This is a genomic window from Streptomyces bacillaris (genome assembly GCF_003268675.1).
GTDB classification, from domain to species: domain Bacteria; phylum Actinomycetota; class Actinomycetes; order Streptomycetales; family Streptomycetaceae; genus Streptomyces; species Streptomyces bacillaris.
Window position 1 is genome coordinate 5,058,956 of record NZ_CP029378.1, and the last position, 15,891, is coordinate 5,074,846.

The 15,891-nt window shown below is 71.7% G+C and carries 13 protein-coding genes and 1 pseudogene; 12 read left to right on the forward strand and 2 right to left on the reverse strand.

Annotated features, from left to right (window positions below; translation table 11 throughout):
- Positions 1-185: 185 nt before the first annotated feature.
- On the forward strand, positions 186-1,328 hold the full coding sequence (locus DJ476_RS21975; RefSeq protein WP_112491352.1) for a uroporphyrinogen-III synthase: 1,143 nt from the start codon (positions 186-188) through the stop codon (positions 1,326-1,328).
- On the opposite strand, the gene DJ476_RS21980 is transcribed toward DJ476_RS21975, so the two are convergent.
- The gene (locus tag DJ476_RS21980) at positions 1,280-1,912 is read right to left on the reverse strand and encodes a GNAT family N-acetyltransferase (protein ID WP_103418850.1); all 633 of its coding nucleotides are present in this window, start codon (positions 1,910-1,912) and stop codon (positions 1,280-1,282) included. The genes DJ476_RS21975 and DJ476_RS21980 overlap by 49 nt on opposite strands.
- Positions 1,913-2,004: 92 nt before the next feature.
- Between DJ476_RS21980 and DJ476_RS21985 the strand changes: the two genes are divergently transcribed.
- The 6 genes and pseudogenes from DJ476_RS21985 to DJ476_RS22010 all read left to right on the forward strand — a co-directional run bounded on the left by DJ476_RS21985 (position 2,005) and on the right by DJ476_RS22010 (position 9,666).
- The gene (locus DJ476_RS21985; protein ID WP_112491353.1) at positions 2,005-2,694 is read left to right on the forward strand and encodes a CGNR zinc finger domain-containing protein; all 690 of its coding nucleotides are present in this window, start codon (positions 2,005-2,007) and stop codon (positions 2,692-2,694) included.
- An 81-nt stretch (positions 2,695-2,775) separates the two neighbouring features.
- Positions 2,776-3,363: a sigma-70 family RNA polymerase sigma factor gene (locus tag DJ476_RS21990; protein ID WP_026237617.1), complete on the forward strand. Its 588-nt coding sequence runs from the start codon at positions 2,776-2,778 to the stop codon at positions 3,361-3,363.
- Between the two features lie 356 nt (positions 3,364-3,719).
- A complete protein-coding gene (locus DJ476_RS21995) occupies positions 3,720-4,550 on the forward strand; it encodes an anti-sigma factor family protein (RefSeq protein ID WP_318294894.1) in 831 nt (276 codons plus the stop codon).
- Positions 4,551-4,725: 175 nt separating this feature from the next.
- On the forward strand, positions 4,726-7,101 hold the full coding sequence (locus DJ476_RS22000; RefSeq protein ID WP_181006550.1) for a HelD family protein: 2,376 nt from the start codon (positions 4,726-4,728) through the stop codon (positions 7,099-7,101).
- Between the two features lie 470 nt (positions 7,102-7,571).
- Positions 7,572-9,007 (forward strand): annotated as a pseudogene (locus DJ476_RS22005) (malic enzyme-like NAD(P)-binding protein).
- A 377-nt stretch (positions 9,008-9,384) separates the two neighbouring features.
- Positions 9,385-9,666, forward strand: coding sequence for an HU family DNA-binding protein (locus DJ476_RS22010; RefSeq protein WP_003968811.1), 282 nt, complete (start codon positions 9,385-9,387; stop codon positions 9,664-9,666).
- Positions 9,667-9,965: 299 nt separating this feature from the next.
- Here DJ476_RS22010 and murA read toward each other — a convergent pair whose 3' ends face one another.
- A complete protein-coding gene (murA, locus tag DJ476_RS22015; protein WP_018488574.1) occupies positions 9,966-11,306 on the reverse strand; it encodes a UDP-N-acetylglucosamine 1-carboxyvinyltransferase in 1,341 nt (446 codons plus the stop codon).
- A gap of 286 nt (positions 11,307-11,592) precedes the next feature.
- Between murA and DJ476_RS22020 the strand changes: the two genes are divergently transcribed.
- The 5 genes from DJ476_RS22020 (at position 11,593) to DJ476_RS22040 (ending at position 15,887) form a co-directional block, all read left to right on the forward strand.
- Positions 11,593-12,153, forward strand: coding sequence for a YqgE/AlgH family protein (locus DJ476_RS22020; protein WP_018488575.1), 561 nt, complete (start codon positions 11,593-11,595; stop codon positions 12,151-12,153).
- Between the two features lie 30 nt (positions 12,154-12,183).
- Positions 12,184-12,477, forward strand: coding sequence for a DUF3039 domain-containing protein (locus DJ476_RS22025; protein WP_003968816.1), 294 nt, complete (start codon positions 12,184-12,186; stop codon positions 12,475-12,477).
- A 271-nt stretch (positions 12,478-12,748) separates the two neighbouring features.
- Complete coding sequence (locus tag DJ476_RS22030) at positions 12,749-14,053, forward strand: extracellular solute-binding protein (RefSeq protein ID WP_103418855.1); 1,305 nt, start codon at positions 12,749-12,751, stop codon at positions 14,051-14,053.
- Between the two features lie 2 nt (positions 14,054-14,055).
- Positions 14,056-15,042 (forward strand): carbohydrate ABC transporter permease, encoded by a 987-nt coding sequence (locus DJ476_RS22035; protein WP_070201419.1) that lies wholly within the window; start codon positions 14,056-14,058, stop codon positions 15,040-15,042.
- Positions 15,039-15,887, forward strand: a complete 849-nt coding sequence (locus tag DJ476_RS22040) for a carbohydrate ABC transporter permease (protein ID WP_026237619.1) — start codon at positions 15,039-15,041, stop codon at positions 15,885-15,887. Before DJ476_RS22035 ends, DJ476_RS22040 begins: the two co-directional genes overlap by 4 nt.
- Positions 15,888-15,891 lie beyond the last annotated feature (4 nt).

Here is a 15,891-nt window from a genome sequence, read left to right on the forward strand (position 1 = left end):
GTCACGCATGGTTGGCAGTCTCGGGCCTCCGCACATCGCCCACCACGCACCCGCGCACCGCACACCACGCACCCCGCGCATCCGCGCACCGCACACGAGTCAGCAGGACCCACGATCGGGCACCGACCCCACCAGGACCACGATCGCCGCACCAGCCAGCAGGACCACGAGAGCCGGGACACGCCATGCAGGACGACGACACCACGCACGGCCCTCTCGCGGGCTTCACGGTCGGAGTGACCGCCGCCCGCCGCGCCGAGGAGCTGGCCACCCTCCTCAAGCGGCGCGGCGCCGCCGTCCAGCACGCCCCCGCCCTGCGGATCGTCCCGCTCGCCGACGACAGCGAACTCCTCGACGCGACGCAGGAGTTGATCGATCACGCCCCGGACGTGGTGGTCGCCACCACCGCGATCGGCTTCCGGGGCTGGGTCGAGGCCGCCGACGGCTGGGGCATCGGGGACGCGCTCCTGGAGCGGCTGCGCGGCGTCGAACTCCTCGCCCGGGGCCCCAAGGTCAAGGGCTCCGTCCGGGCCGCCGGGCTCACCGAGGCCTGGTCACCCGGGTCCGAATCCCTGGCCGAGGTCCTCGAACGGCTCCTGGCCGAGGGCGTCGCGGGCCGCCGCATCGCCGTCCAGCTCCACGGCGAACCGCTCCCCGGCTTCATCGAGTCCCTCCAGGCGGCGGGCGCCGAGATCGTCGGCGTCCCCGTCTACCGCTGGATGCCCCCGCAGGACATCGCCCCGCTCGACCGGCTGCTCGACGCCACCGCCGCCCGCGCCCTGGACGCCGTCACCTTCACCAGCGCCCCCGCCGCCGCCTCGTTCCTGGGCCGGGCGGAGGAGCGCGGGCTGCTCCCGGAGGTCCTGGGGGCGCTGCGCGACGAGGTGCTGGCCGCCTGCGTCGGACCGGTCACCGCCCTCCCGCTCCAGGCCCGCGCCATCCCCACCGTCCAGCCCGAACGCTTCCGCCTGGGCCCCCTCGTCCAGCTCGTCTGCGCCCAACTCCCCACCCGGGCCCGGGTCCTGCCCGTCGCCGGCCGCCGCGTCGAGATCCGGGGCCACGCCGTCCTGGTCGACGACGAGCTGCGCGCGGTGCCGCCCGCGGGCATGGCCCTCCTGCACACCCTGGCCCGCCGCCCCGGCTGGGTGGTGGCCCGCGCCGAACTGCTGCGGGCCCTGCCCGGCAGCGGCACCGACGAACACGCGGTGGAGACGGCGATGGCCCGGCTGCGCTCGGCCTTGGGGGCACCGAAGCTGATCCAGACCGTCGTCAAACGCGGCTACCGGCTGTCGCTGGACCCTGCGGCGGACACCCCGGGCGCGCCCTGAGCGGCACCACTCCCGTACGCCGTCGACGGCGCCTCACGCACATGCAGATGGCCGTCGAGCGGGAACTCCGGCGGCAGCGCGTCCAGCAGCTCCGCGAACGCGTAACCGGACTTCTCCGCCACCCGGCAGGACGCCACGTTGTCCACCTGGTGCAGCAACTCCAACCGGACCAGCCCCTCTTCGGCGAAGGCCGTGAACGCCCAGGCGGTCAGCGCCTCCAGCGCCCGGGGCGCCACGCCCCGCCCGCGCGCCCACGCCGCCGTCCAGTACCCCACCTCGGCCCGCTCCGGGCCCGGCCCCGGCCGCTTCAGCGCCAGGTTGCCGACCAGCTCCCCGCCCCGCGAGACATCTGTCACGGCGAAGCTGAACCGGGTCCCGGACGCCCACCCCTCACGCTGCAACTCCAGCCAGCGGGCGGCCTCTTCGGGCGTGGAGACGGGCAGCCGCACCCACTGCCGCATCACCGGATCGTCGTACGCCTCCAGCAGCGCCGGTACGTCCTCCTCGCGCCAGGGCCGCAGCAGCAGCCCGTCGGCCGTGAGGGCGAGGTCCGCCCCGGTCACTGTTCCCCCGTGTTCGCTCATGGCCGCCACGGTAGCGGGGGTGACGCGCGGGCCCGGCGGGGGCACTCTGGAGGGTGGCATCCGACCGGTGACCCCGAGGCGGTGACAGACTCATGGCGGCGGGCAGGGGCGCGTACGTGTGGCGGTTCGACTCCGGCCGGATCTGCCTCGACCTGGTGGCCACCGGGCCCGTGGGCGGGACGCCCCGCGCCCGGGAACAGCTCGAAGGACCGGCCCGGCTGGCCGACTGGCTGACCGCCGCCCGGCTCGTCCCGCCGGGCACCGCACTGACCGCCCTGGACGCCACCTGGCTGACCCGCTTCCGGGAGCTGCGGGCGGACGTGGAGCGGCTGATGGCGGCCCAACTGGCGTTGCGGGAGGCGGCCGTCGACCCGGACACGGTCCAACCCGGCAGCCCTGACCACGGGTATGCCCTGGAGCGGGTCAACTCCCTTGCCGCACACGCCCCGCCGGGGCCTCGCGCGGTGCGGGGCGAGGGCGGTGCGCTGGTACGGACCCTGAGCGCCGCACCCGACTGCGCGGGGCTCCTCGCGGTCGTGGCCCGGGACGCGGTGGACCTGCTCACCGACCCGGTGGCGCGGTCCGCCCTGCGCCGCTGCGCGGGCGACGCCTGCCACCGGCTCTACCTGGACACCTCGCGCGGGGGCCGGCGCCGCTGGTGCTCCGGGGAGGTCTGCGGCAACCGGGAACGGGTCGCCCGGCACCGCCGCCGTACGGCCGCCGGGGAGGCCGTGCCGACGGCCGGCGTCGCCCCGTCTGACCCCTCCGCGGAAGAAATATGACCCGGCGTTGAATGATCCCGCGTCCCCCTCCGTATCCCTGTCCGAAGGACTCCATCCAGGGTCTCGACCAGGAGGTTTCGGGTGCGCAAGGATGCGGCCGTGGCCGATGACCGTCCGCACAGGGCTCGACATCGTGGTGAGCCGCCCACGCCCCCGGCCGGGATACCCGACGAGGAGCTGATGCGGGCGCTCTACCGCGAACACGCCGGGCCGCTGCTCGCGTACGTCCTCCGGCTGGTGGCGGGCGACCGCCAGCGGGCCGAGGACGTCGTGCAGGAGACGCTCATCCGTGCCTGGAAGAACGCCGGCCGGCTCAACCGGGCCACCGGCTCCGTCCGCCCCTGGCTGGTGACGGTCGCCCGGCGCATCGTCATCGACGGCCACCGCAGCCGGCAGGCCCGGCCGCGCGAGGTCGATCCGTCGCCGCTGGAGGTCATTCCCGCGGAGGACGAGATCGACAAGGCGCTGTGGCTGATGACGCTGTCGGACGCGCTCGACGATTTGACGCCCGCGCACCGGGAAGCATTGGTCGAGACCTACTTCAGGGGACGTACGGTGAACGAGGCGGCCGAGGTGCTCGGCATTCCCAGCGGCACCGTGCGGTCCAGGGTCTTCTACGCACTCCGTTCGATGAAGCTCGCACTCGAAGAGAGGGGGATCACGGCATGAGCGACCAGCAGTGGCAGCCGTTCGGGCCCCGGCCTCCCGGACCCCGCAGGCCCACCGGTCCCTCGAACTCCCCGTACTCCACGGGCTCCGGCCGTCCCTCTCACTCATCCGGGCCTTCTCACCGCTCGGGTTCCCCGGGTTCCACGGGGCCCTCGGGCTTCCCGGATTCCCCGGGCCACTCAGGTCCCTCGGGTTTCTCCCACCCCTCGGGTTCCTCGAATCCCCCTTATCCCGCGGGTCCTGCACACCCCTCAGGGCCCGCGTATCTCTCCACCCCCGGTCACTCCGCCGGTCCCGGGCATCCCTCCGGCCCCGGTCACTCCGCCGGTCCCACTGGCCCCGGGCATCCCTCCGGCATCACCGGACCCGTCGGGCCCGGCCATCCCTCCGGCCCCGGGCCGTCGTTCGGCGGGGAGCCCGAGGGGTCCGAGCACGATGCGGCCGCCGCCTATGTCCTGGGCATCCTGGACGACGCCCAGGCGAGCGCCTTCGAGGCCCATCTCGCCGGGTGCGCCCGGTGCTCGGCGCATCTCGACGAGTTCGCCGGGATGGAGCCCATGCTCGCGATGCTGGCCGAGGCGCCGTCGGCCGTGCCCGGGGCCCGTCCCGTACCGCAGGTTCCCGAGCCGCCCGCGCCCAAGGTGCTCGGCGGGCTGATGGACGAGGTCGCGCACCGGCGCCACCGCCGTACGAAGCGCAGCCGGTATCTCGTCGCCGCTGCCGCCGCGCTGATCATCGGCGGCCCGGTCGCCGCCGTCGCCGTCACCGGGGGCGACGAGGGCGGCGGCCGATCCGTCGCCGCCGGGGAGCCGCACCCCACCAGCCCCGCCGAGGACTCCTTCTTCGAGCACATGCCGGAGAAGGTCTCCGGGACCGACCCCACCACCCGGGTCGGCGCGACGGTCGGCATGGAGAAGAAGGCGTGGGGCACGCACACGGTCCTGGAGCTGAAGAACGTCAAGGGACCGCAGAAGTGCACGCTCGTCGCCGTCTCCAAGACCGGTGAGGAGGAGGTCGTCACCTCCTGGTCGGTCCCGAAGTGGGGGTACGGCATCGAGGGTTCGTCGCACGAGTCGGCGAAGGCCCCGCTGTACGTGCACGGGGGCGCCGCGATGTCCCGCGAGGACATCGCCCGGTTCGAGGTGCGGACCTTCGACGGGGAGCGGCTGGTGGAGATCGGCGCCTGAGCGGGCCGTTCCGGACCGGCCGGGGCCGTTCCGGGCCGGGGCGTCCTCCGAGGTGACCTCCGGGTCTTCCTTCCGACGCGCAATCGCAACACTCGCGGCGTGGACGGCAGGTGCGCGCGGGTCCCCCTTCGCATAGGGTTGACGGCTGCCCAATGCACGTCAGAAGGGGGCCTCGGTGGCCGCGCAGGATGCCGCTGTCGATTCGCTGCGGGACCGGGAGATCGGTGTCGAGCAGGAACATCTGGACCGGGTTTACCACCGCCTCGAAGAGAAGATCGACGAGGCGGAATTTCTCATGCACGACGCGGTCAAACGCGGGCAGGTCGGCACGCCCGGCGCCCTCGCGGAGCGGGACGCCCAGGTCTTCCGGGCGGGCGTCCACCTCAACCGGCTCAACAGCGAGTTCGAGGACTTCCTCTTCGGCCGGATCGACCTGCTCCTCGGCAAGGACGGTGAGCGCGGCCCGGACGGCGCGTACACCTCCGTCGAGCCGGCCGACGACGCCGTACGCGAGGACGCCACCGCCGACATCGCGGAGACGCTCCACATCGGCCGGATCGGGGTCCTGGACGCCGACTACGCGCCGCTGGTGATCGACTGGCGGGCCCCGGCCGCCGCTCCGTTCTACCGCTCCACGCCCAAGGACCCGGGCCGCGTCGTGCGCCGCCGGGTCATCCGCTCCAAGGGGCGCAAGGTCCTCGGGGTCGAGGACGACCTGATGCGCCCGGAGCTGACGGCGTATCTGGGCGGCGAGAAGCTGCCGGTGATCGGTGACGGGGCCCTGATGGCCGCCCTCGGCCAGGCCCGCAGCCACACCATGCGGGACATCGTCGCCTCCATCCAGGCCGAACAGGACCTGGTCATCCGGGCCCCCGCCGCCTCGGTCACCGAGGTCACCGGCGGCCCCGGCACCGGCAAGACGGCCGTCGCCCTGCACCGGGCCGCGTACCTGCTCTACCAGGACCGGCGGCGGTACGCGGGCGGCATCCTGATCGTCTCGCCCACCCCGCTCCTGGTCGCGTACACCGAAGGGGTGCTGCCCTCGCTCGGGGAGGAGGGGCAGGTCGCGATCCGCGCGATCGGCTCGCTCACCGAGGAGGCGACCGGGCCGGAGGGCGCCACCGCCTACGACGAACCGGCCATCGCCCGCATCAAGGGCTCCTCCCGGATGCTCCCGGTGCTGCGCAAGGCGGCCCGGGGCGCGCTGGAGGTGCCGCGCCCGGCGGACGCGGGCGGCCAGCTCGCCTTCGGGGAGGAGCCCGAGCGGGCCGCCGCCCCGGCCACCCCCACCCGGCTGCGGGTCGTCGCCTTCGGAGCCCGTATCGAGCTGGAGGCCGACGAACTCCGCCGCATCCGGCACAACGTCCTCGGCGGCACCGCCCCCGTCAACCTGCTGCGCCCGCGCGCCCGCAAGCTGCTCCTCGACGCCCTGTGGAGCAAGTCCTCGGGGCGCGGCCGCTACACCGACCCGCAGTTGGTGGCGGAGTTGCGGTCCTCCTTCGACGAGGACGTCTCCACCGAGACCCCGTTCCTGGAGTTCCTGGACGCCTGGTGGCCCGAGCTGACCCCGCGCCGGGTGCTGGCCGCGATGGCCGACGAGAAGCGGCTCGCCCGCTGGTCCCGGCGCATCCTCAACCAGGGCGAGGCGCGGCGGCTGGCCCGCTCCCTGAAGCGGCTGGACACGGCGGACGGCAGCGGCCCCCTCTCCGTCCACGACGTGGCGCTGCTGGACGAGCTCCAGGCGCTGCTGGGCACCCCGGCCCGGCCGAAGCGCAAGCGCGAGATGGACCCGCTGGACCAGCTCTCCGGGCTGGAGGAGCTGATGCCGCAGCGCGAGGAGACCCAGTGGGAGCGGGCCGAGCGGCTGGCGGCGGAGCGCACGGAGTACGCGCACGTCATCGTCGACGAGGCGCAGGACCTGACGCCCATGCAGTGGCGGATGGTGGGCCGCCGGGGCCGCCACGCGACCTGGACGATCGTCGGCGACCCGGCCCAGTCCTCCTGGTCCGACCCGGACGAGGCGGCCGCCGCCCGGGACGAGGCGCTCGGCTCCCGGCCGCGCCGCCGCTTCACCCTCACCGTCAACTACCGCAACCCGGCCGAGATCGCGGAGCTGGCCGCGAAGGTGCTGGCGCTCGCCATGCCCGGCATGGAGTCCCCGTCGGCGGTCCGCTCGACCGGGGTGGTGCCGCGCTTCGAGCCCGTACGGGACGGGGACCTGGCCGCCACGGTCCGCGCGGAGGCGCGCCGGCTGCTGGCGGAGGTGGACGGCACGGTGGGTGTGGTCGTGGCGATGGACCGGCGCGCCGAGGCCCGTGGGTGGCTGGCGGAGCTGGGCGAGCGGGTGGTGGCGCTGGGCAGCCTGGAGGCGAAGGGCCTGGAGTACGACGCCACGGTGGTCGTCTCGCCCGCGGAGATCGCGGACGAGTCCCCGGCGGGGCTGCGGGTGCTGTACGTGGCGCTGACACGGGCCACGCAGCAGCTCACCGTGGTGTCGGGGGAGCGGGACATGCCGGACGCGGACGGGGTGCCGGACCTGCTGCGGGACTGACCGGGCGGGCCGGGGGGCGGATCCTGCCGGGCCGGGGGAGCGGGCGTCCCGGCCCGAGGGTCGAGCGCCTTTCGTCAACACGGCGCACGGGGAATCACTTCTCCGGGGTCTTTGTTACCGTGGTACTGGCACCGGCTCGATCCAAGCCCCCGGGCCCAACCTTCGTCGCTTCGAGCGACCACTTGCCGCGAGGCGAGCATGGCGGGTCGGTGCCACTCAACGTGAAGGACAGACCCGCGTCACCTTTCGGTGGCGCGGGTCTGTTGTCGTTTCAGAACCCGGTCGGGGGCGGTCGGAGCCGGTTGGGGGTTCCGCCGAACGGGTGACTTCTCGTATGGTGGAAAACACTTTCCGAAAGGTGGCAGTCATTAACGGCTACCAGTCGGTAGGTGCGACGATCGGGAAGCGTGACCGGAACGAGGGTTCCGGATGCGAAGCAATGAAGCTTGAGGAAAGCGAAGGACTCGGCCATGGCAACGGCGCCCAGCGTCTCGTACTCGATGACGGTCAGGCTGGAGGTGCCCGCGAGCGGCACCGCGGTCTCCCAGCTCACCACGGCCGTGGAGTCGTCGGGGGATCGGTCACCGGCCTCGACGTGACGGCCTCCGGCCACGAGAAGCTGCGGATCGACGTCACGATCGCGGCCACCTCCACCTCGCACGCGGACGAGATCGTCGAGGGTCTGCGCGACATCGAGGGCGTCGTGCTGGGCAAGGTCTCCGACCGTACGTTCCTCATGCACCTCGGCGGCAAGATCGAGATGGCGTCCAAGCACCCCATCCGCAACCGTGACGACCTCTCGATGATCTACACCCCCGGCGTCGCCCGGGTCTGCATGGCCATCGCCGAGAACCCCGAGGACGCCCGCCGCCTCACCATCAAGCGCAACTCCGTCGCAGTCGTGACGGACGGCTCCGCGGTGCTCGGCCTCGGCAACATCGGCCCGATGGCCTCGCTGCCCGTCATGGAGGGCAAGGCGGCCCTCTTCAAGCGCTTCGCGGGCATCGACGCCTGGCCGATCTGCCTGGACACCCAGGACACCGACGCGATCGTCGAGATCGTTAAGGCGATCGCCCCCGGCTTCGCGGGCATCAACCTGGAGGACATCTCCGCCCCCCGCTGCTTCGAGATCGAGGCCCGGCTCCGCGAGGCCCTGGACATCCCCGTCTTCCACGACGACCAGCACGGCACCGCCATCGTCGTGCTCGCCGCGCTGACCAACGCCCTGCGCGTGGTGGGCAAGAACATCGGTGACGTACGGGTCGTCATGTCCGGTGCCGGCGCCGCCGGTACGGCCATCCTGAAGCTGCTGATCGCCGCCGGTGTCAAGCACGCCGTGGTGGCCGACATCCACGGCGTCGTGCACGCCGGGCGCGAGGACCTGGTCGCCGCCGACTCCGACTCGCCGCTGCGCTGGATCGCGGACAACACCAACCCCGAGGGCGTCACCGGCACCCTCAAGCAGGCCGTGGTCGGCGCCGACGTCTTCATCGGCGTCTCCGCCCCCAACGTCCTCAACGGTGACGACGTCGCGGCGATGGCGGAGGGCGCGATCGTGTTCGCGCTCGCGAACCCGGACCCCGAGGTCGACCCCGCGGTCGCCCGCGAGACCGCCGCCGTCGTCGCCACCGGCCGCTCCGACTTCCCCAACCAGATCAACAACGTGCTGGTCTTCCCGGGTGTCTTCCGCGGTCTGCTGGACGCTCAGTCCCGCACCGTCAACACGGAGATGATGCTCGCCGCCGCCGGAGCCCTCGCCGACGTGGTCGGCGAGGACGAGGTCAACGCGAACTACATCATCCCCTCGGTCTTCAACGACAAGGTGGCCGGAGCGGTCGCCGGAGCCGTCCGCGCGGCCGCCAAGGCCGCCGCGGGCACCGGTGAGGCCCCCGCCTCCGCCGTCTAGACCACGCGGTTTCGCTGGGCCGTTCAGGGGTACGCGCGGGACACCCCGGGCCGCACCCGCCCGTGCCGTACGGCGCGTCGCGGGTCGCGGCGCCCCAAACGCCCCTTTAGGGTGGGCGGGCAGTGGGCCCCGCAGGGCCCGGCATCCGCTGCGGACCGCTAAGGGAAGCCGACGGAACGTCACCACGAGCAGACAGTGGCGCTTTTCGTTGACCCTGAAGGGTTCCGGATTGGCTTTCCCGCCGCAGGTGGGGGCAGGATGCGTAATCGGGCGCGAGGGTCTGACATCAGACCCGGGTCCGGGGACTGTCAGAGGGCCCTGGCAGCATCGGCTTCGATCTCACGCCTCACAGGCAAGAAGAACACGGGAGTAACAACATGAACCGCAGTGAGCTGGTGGCCGCCCTGGCCGACCGTGCCGAGGTGACCCGCAAGGACGCCGACGCCGTGCTGGCCGCGCTCGCCGAGACCGTCGGTGAGATCGTCGCCAAGGGCGACGAGAAGGTCACCATCCCCGGCTTCCTGACCTTCGAGCGCACCCACCGTGCCGCTCGCACCGCGCGCAACCCGCAGACCGGCGACCCGATCAACATCCCCGCCGGCTACAGCGTGAAGGTCTCCGCGGGCTCCAAGCTCAAGGAAGCCGCCAAGGGTAAGTAACCCCCCAAGGCGCAAGAGAGGGCGGCCACTCCCCACCGGGAGTGGCCGCCCTCGCGCATGCCAGGGGCACATGCGGGCCGCAGGTGCCCCCGTGGGCCGTGCGGGCCGCCGGGGGTGCCGCCCGGTGCCACCGCCGTACGGGAGGGGCGTCCGGGGGCCGCTGAGGGCCGCCTCGGCCGACTGCGGGTGGCTGCGGGGCCCGGGCGGCCGGGCCTGGGAAAGGCCGGTGCCCCGGCCCCCTCAGCGAGGGGACCGGGGCACCGGGTGCGCAGTGCTGTGTGCGGCAGCGCTGTGCGGGGTCAGACCAGGGAACCGCCCGGCAGCTCCACCTTCGCGCCGAGCTTCTCCAGCTTCTCCATGAAGTTCTCGTAACCGCGGTTGATCAGATCGATGCCGTGCACCCGGGAGGTCCCCTGGGCCGCCAGCGCCGCGATCAGGTACGAGAAGCCGCCGCGCAGGTCGGGGATGACCAGATCGGCGCCCTGGAGCTTCGTCGGTCCGGAGACGACCGCCGAGTGCAGGAAGTTGCGCTGGCCGAAGCGGCAGTCCGAACCGCCCAGGCACTCGCGGTAGAGCTGGATGTGCGCACCCATCTGGTTGAGCGCGGAGGTGAAGCCGAGCCGCGACTCGTACACCGTCTCGTGGACGATGGAGAGCCCCGCGGCCTGCGTCAGCGCCACCACCAGGGGCTGCTGCCAGTCGGTCTGGAAGCCGGGGTGGACGTCCGTCTCCAGCGCGATGGCGTTGAGCGCGCCGCCCGGGTGCCAGAAGCGGATGCCCTCGTCGTCGATCTCGAAGGCACCGCCGACCTTGCGGTAGGTGTTGAGGAAGGTCATCATCGAGCGCTGCTGGGCCCCGCGCACATAGATGTTGCCCTCGGTCGCCAGCGCGGCCGACGCCCAGGAGGCCGCCTCCAGCCGGTCCGGGATCGCCCGGTGGGTGTAGCCGTCGAGCCGGTCGACACCGGTGATCCGGATGGTCCGGTCGGTGTCCATGGAGATGATCGCGCCCATCTTCTGCAGCACGCAGATGAGGTCCTCGATCTCCGGCTCGACCGCCGCGTTGGACAGCTCGGTGACGCCCTCGGCGAGGACGGCGGTGAGCAGCACCTGCTCGGTGGAGCCCACCGAGGGGTACGGCAGCCGGATCTTGGTGCCGCGCAGCCGCTGCGGGGCCTCCAGGTACTGGCCGTCGGCCCGCTTCTCGATGGTCGCGCCGAACTGGCGGAGCACCTCGAAGTGGAAGTCGATCGGCCGGCCGCCGATGTCGCAGCCGCCCAGGCCCGGGATGAAGGCGTGGCCGAGGCGGTGCAGCAGGGGGCCGCAGAAGAGGATCGGGATGCGCGACGAACCCGCGTGGGCATCGATGTCGGCGACGTTGGCCGACTCGACGTGCGAGGGGTCGAGGATCAGTTCGCCCGGCTCGTCGCCGGGACGGACCGTGACGCCGTGCAGCTGGAGGAGGCCCCGGACCACCCGTACGTCACGGATGTCGGGAACGTTGCGGAGGCGGCTGGGCCCGCTGCCGAGCAGCGCGGCGACCATGGCCTTCGGCACCAGGTTCTTGGCGCCTCGGACGCGGATCTCGCCCTCCAGCGGGGTGCCGCCGTGGACAAGCAGGACATCGTCTGTGCCGGTCATGTATCTCGCGTTCCGGAGTGGTCGGGCAGGGGGCCAACGAAAAGGGTAATGGCCTCCTACCCCCCTTCCGTAAGGCGAAGGGGGGTGTACGAACGTCATGAATCCGCCACAACACCCTCCGCTCACCCGATCTTGCGGAGGGTCACCGTCCGGATGGCCCCCGGATCCTGCCCGCGCGGTGCGCTCCCCGTGCCCCCGTGCGCCCTGAGCTGCGCTCGCTCTCCTGAGGTGGTCACCTCGGCCGCCCGGTGTCCGCGGAGGGCGAAGATGCGGGATCATTTCTGCCATGACGGAGGTGTCCTCGCTCACAGGGCGACTGCTCGTGGCCGCACCGGCCCTCGCGGACCCGAATTTCGACCGCGCGGTGGTGCTCCTCCTCGACCACGACGAGGAGGGCTCCCTCGGCGTGGTCCTCAACCGCCCGACCCCGGTCGGCGTCGGGGACATCCTCGGCTCCTGGGCCGGACTGACCGGTGAGCCGGACGTCGTCTTCCAGGGCGGCCCGGTCTCGCTCGACTCCGCGCTCGGCGTGGCGGTGATCCCCGGCGACGAGGGGCCGCTCGGCTGGCGCCGGGTGCACGGGGCGATCGGCCTGGTCGACCTGGAGACCCCGCCGGAGCTGCTGGGACCGGCGCTCGGCTCGCTGCGGATCTTCGCCGGGTACGCGGGGTGGGGGCCCGGTCAGCTGGAGGGCGAGCTGACCGAGGGCGCTTGGTACGTGGTCGAGTCGGAGCCCGGTGACGTCTCCTCCCCGCGCCCGGAGAACCTCTGGCGCGCGGTGCTCCGGCGGCAGCGCAGCGAGCTGGCGATGATCGCCACGTATCCGGACGACCCTTCGCTCAACTGAAGGCCGTTCTCTTCAGTACCCTTGGCGGTTATGAGCACTCTTGAGCCCGATCGCGGGGCAGGTACGGGGACCCTCGTAGAGCCGACGCCACAGGTGTCGAGGGGCGACGGCGACCACGAGCGCTACGCCCATTACGTCCAGAAGGACAAGATCATGGCGAGCGCCCTGGAAGGCACTCCCGTGGTCGCGCTGTGCGGCAAGGTCTGGGTGCCGGGGCGCGACCCCAAGAAGTACCCGGTCTGTCCCATGTGCAAGGAGATCTACGAGTCCATGGGTGCCGGTGGCGACAAGGACAAGGGCAAGGGCGGCAAGGACAAGAAGTAGCCTCTCCCGGCTGTAACGGGCCTCGGGCCCGGGACCCCCGGCCCGCGCGGTGACGCGCGGGCCGGGGGTCTTCCGCGTTTCCGGGCGGTGTCCCCCGTGTGACCCTCACGGAGGGTGACCGAATGCTCGCGTTGCACGGGCTGCACCGCCGGGTCACAGAGTGGTGGAGACCACTTGTCGGGCGCCGGAACCGGACTTACTCTCCTGCCAGTTGTGCAGAACGAAACGCACGTTGCACATGATGCAACGCATGACCGGTAGGGGTTCCCGGATGAAGCTTTCTGCCCGAATTGCCGCCCCGGTGGCGGCGCTTGTGCTGGCGGGCCTCACCGCCACCGCCTGCGCGCCCCAGACCTCCGACACCAGTGCGAAGGGTGACGAGAAGAGCGGGACCCTCCGTGTCTGGCTCTTCCAGGAGGTCGGCAACAAGCCCAAGGAAAAGGTCGTCGACGACGCGGTCGCCGCCTTCGAGAAGAGCCACCAGGGCACCGACGTCGAGATCGAGTACATACCCGTCGACACCCGCGCCCAGCGCATCAAGGCCGCCTTCAACGATCCCAAGAGCGCCCCCGACCTCATCGAGTACGGCAACAGCGACACCGCCGGCTACGTCAAGGACGGCGGACTCGCGGACGTGACCGCCGAGTTCGCCGCCTGGGAGGAGGCCAAGGACACCGACCCGATCGCCAAGCAGTCCGTCACCGTCGGGGACAAGGTCTACGGCGCCCCGTTCTTCGTCGGCGTCCGGGCCCTCTACTACCGCACCGACGTCTTCAAGGAGCTCGGCATCGAGCCCCCCAAGTCCCAGGCCGAGCTGATCTCCACCGCCAAGAAGGTCCGCAAGGCCAAGCCCGACCTCTACGGCCTCGCGGTCGGCGGCGCCTACACCTACGGCGCGATGCCCTTCATCTGGTCCCACGGCGGCGAGATCGCGGGCGAGACCGGCGGTACGTACAAGTCCGGCATCAACAGCGAGAAGGCCCGCAAGGGCATCGAGGCCTACACCTCCCTCTTCGGCGACGACAACTGCCCGGCCGCCAAGTGCGCCTCCATGGGCGGCAACGCCACCGTGACCGCCTTCGCCTCCGGCAAGGCCGCCATGGCGATCGGCGGCGACTTCAGCCACGCGGCCGTCGAGGCGGGCTCGGTCAAGGGCAAGTACGCCGTCGTCCCGCTGCCCGGCGTCGCCCCCGACTCCATCGCCCCCGCCTTCGCGGGCGGCAACAACATCGGCGTCCTCAAGAGCAGTTCGCACCGCACCCTCGCCGTCGAGCTGATGAAGTCGCTGACGAGCAAGAAGACCCAGGCCGAGATGTTCGACGCGATGGGCTTCCTGCCCACCTACACCGACGTCCTGGACAACGCGGCCAAGAAGCAGCCGTTCGTCGCCCCGTTCGTCCAGACCCTCGGCGCCGGGGCCAAGTTCGTCCCCGCCTCGCCCGCCTGGGGCCAGATCGACGCCTCCCTGGTCCTGCCGACGATGTTCCAGGAGATCGTCTCCGGCCGTAAGGACGTGGCCCAGGCCTCGGACGACGCGGCGAAGAAGATGGACACGGCCTTCACCGACGCGGGCTGACCATGACCACCCCCACCACCGCTCTCCAGGCCCCGGCCCCCGGTGCGGCCGGGGCGGGCACCGGCACCCCCGCCGGCCGCCCGCCCCGGCGCGGCCGCTCCGTGTCCCCCAAGGGGCACTCCGGCTGGACCCCCTGGCTCTATCTGCTGCCCGCCCTCGTCCTGCTCGCCGGACTGCTGGTCTACCCGATCTACCAGCTCGGCCTGATCTCGTTCCTGGAGTACACCCAGGCCCAGGTCAGCGGCGGCGAACCCACCACCTTCAAGGGCTTCGACAACTACGCCACCCTCTTCAACGACAGCCAGTTCTGGCAGGTCCTCCTCGCCACCGTCCTCTTCGCCGCCGCCTGCGTGGTCTCCACGCTCGTCGTCGGCTGCGCCATGGCCGTCCTGCTCACCCGCATCCGCGCGCTGCCCCGGCTCGCGCTGATGATGGCCGCGCTCGGCGCCTGGGCCACCCCCGCGATCACCGGTTCGACGGTCTGGGTCTTCCTCTTCGACCCCGACTTCGGACCCGTGAACAAGGTGCTCGGGCTCGGTGACTTCTCCTGGACGTACGGGCGCTACAGCGCCTTCGCGCTCGTACTCCTCGAAGTCCTGTGGTGCTCGTTCCCGTTCGTCATGGTCACCGTGTACGCGGGCATCCGGGCCATCCCCACCGAGGTGCTGGAGGCCGCCTCGCTGGACGGCGCGTCCCAGTGGCGGATCTGGCGCACCATCATGGCGCCGATGCTCAAGCCCATCCTGATCGTCGTCACCATCCAGTCGATCATCTGGGACTTCAAGGTCTTCACCCAGATCTACGTCATGACCAACGGCGGCGGCATCGCCGGCCAGAACCTGGTGCTCAACGTGTACGCGTACCAGAAGGCGTTCGCGTCCTCGCAGTACAGCCTCGGCTCGGCGATCGGCGTCGTGATGCTGGTGATCCTGCTGGCCGTCACGCTCGTCTATCTGCGCCTGGTGCGGCGCCAGGGGGAGGAACTGTGAGTGTGACCAAGCTGCTGCGGGTCAAGCGGCCCGGCAGGCTCGCCGCCGAGGCCGCGGCCCTGCTGATCGCCGTGGCGGTCGCCTTCCCGCTCTACTGGATGGTGCTCTCCGCCTTCAAACCGGCCGGGGAGATCCAGTCCACCGAGGCGCGCCCCTGGACGCTCGCCCCCTCGCTCGACTCGTTCCGCCGGGTCTTCGAACAGCAGGACTTCGGCCGCTACTTCCTCAACAGCCTGCTGGTCGCGGGCACGGTCGTCATCCTCTCGGCGCTGATCGCCTTCCTGGCCGCCACCGCCGTGACCCGCTTCCGCTTCAAGTTCCGCACCACGCTGCTCATCATGTTCCTGGTGGCGCAGATGGTGCCGGTGGAGGCGTTGACCATCCCGCTCTTCTTCCTGATGCGGGACTTCGGCCAGCTGAACACCCTCGGCTCGCTGATCCTGCCGCACCTGGCCTTCTCGCTGCCGTTCGCCATCTGGATGCTGCGCGGCTTCGTCAAGGCCGTCCCCGAGGCCCTGGAGGAGGCCGCCTACATCGACGGGGCGAGCCGCACCCGCTTCCTGTGGCAGATCCTCTTCCCGCTGGTCTTCCCCGGCCTCGTGGCCACCAGCGTCTTCTCCTTCATCACCACCTGGAACGACTTCCTCTTCGCGAAGTCCTTCATCATCAGCGACACCTCCCAGTCGACGCTGCCGATGGCCCTCCTGGTCTTCTTCAAACCGGACGAGAACGACTGGGGCGGGATCATGGCAGCCTCGACCGTGATGACCATCCCCGTGCTCGTCTTCTTCGTACTCGTACAGCGACGCCTGGTCTCCGGACTGGGCGGAGCGGTTAAGGACTGACGCC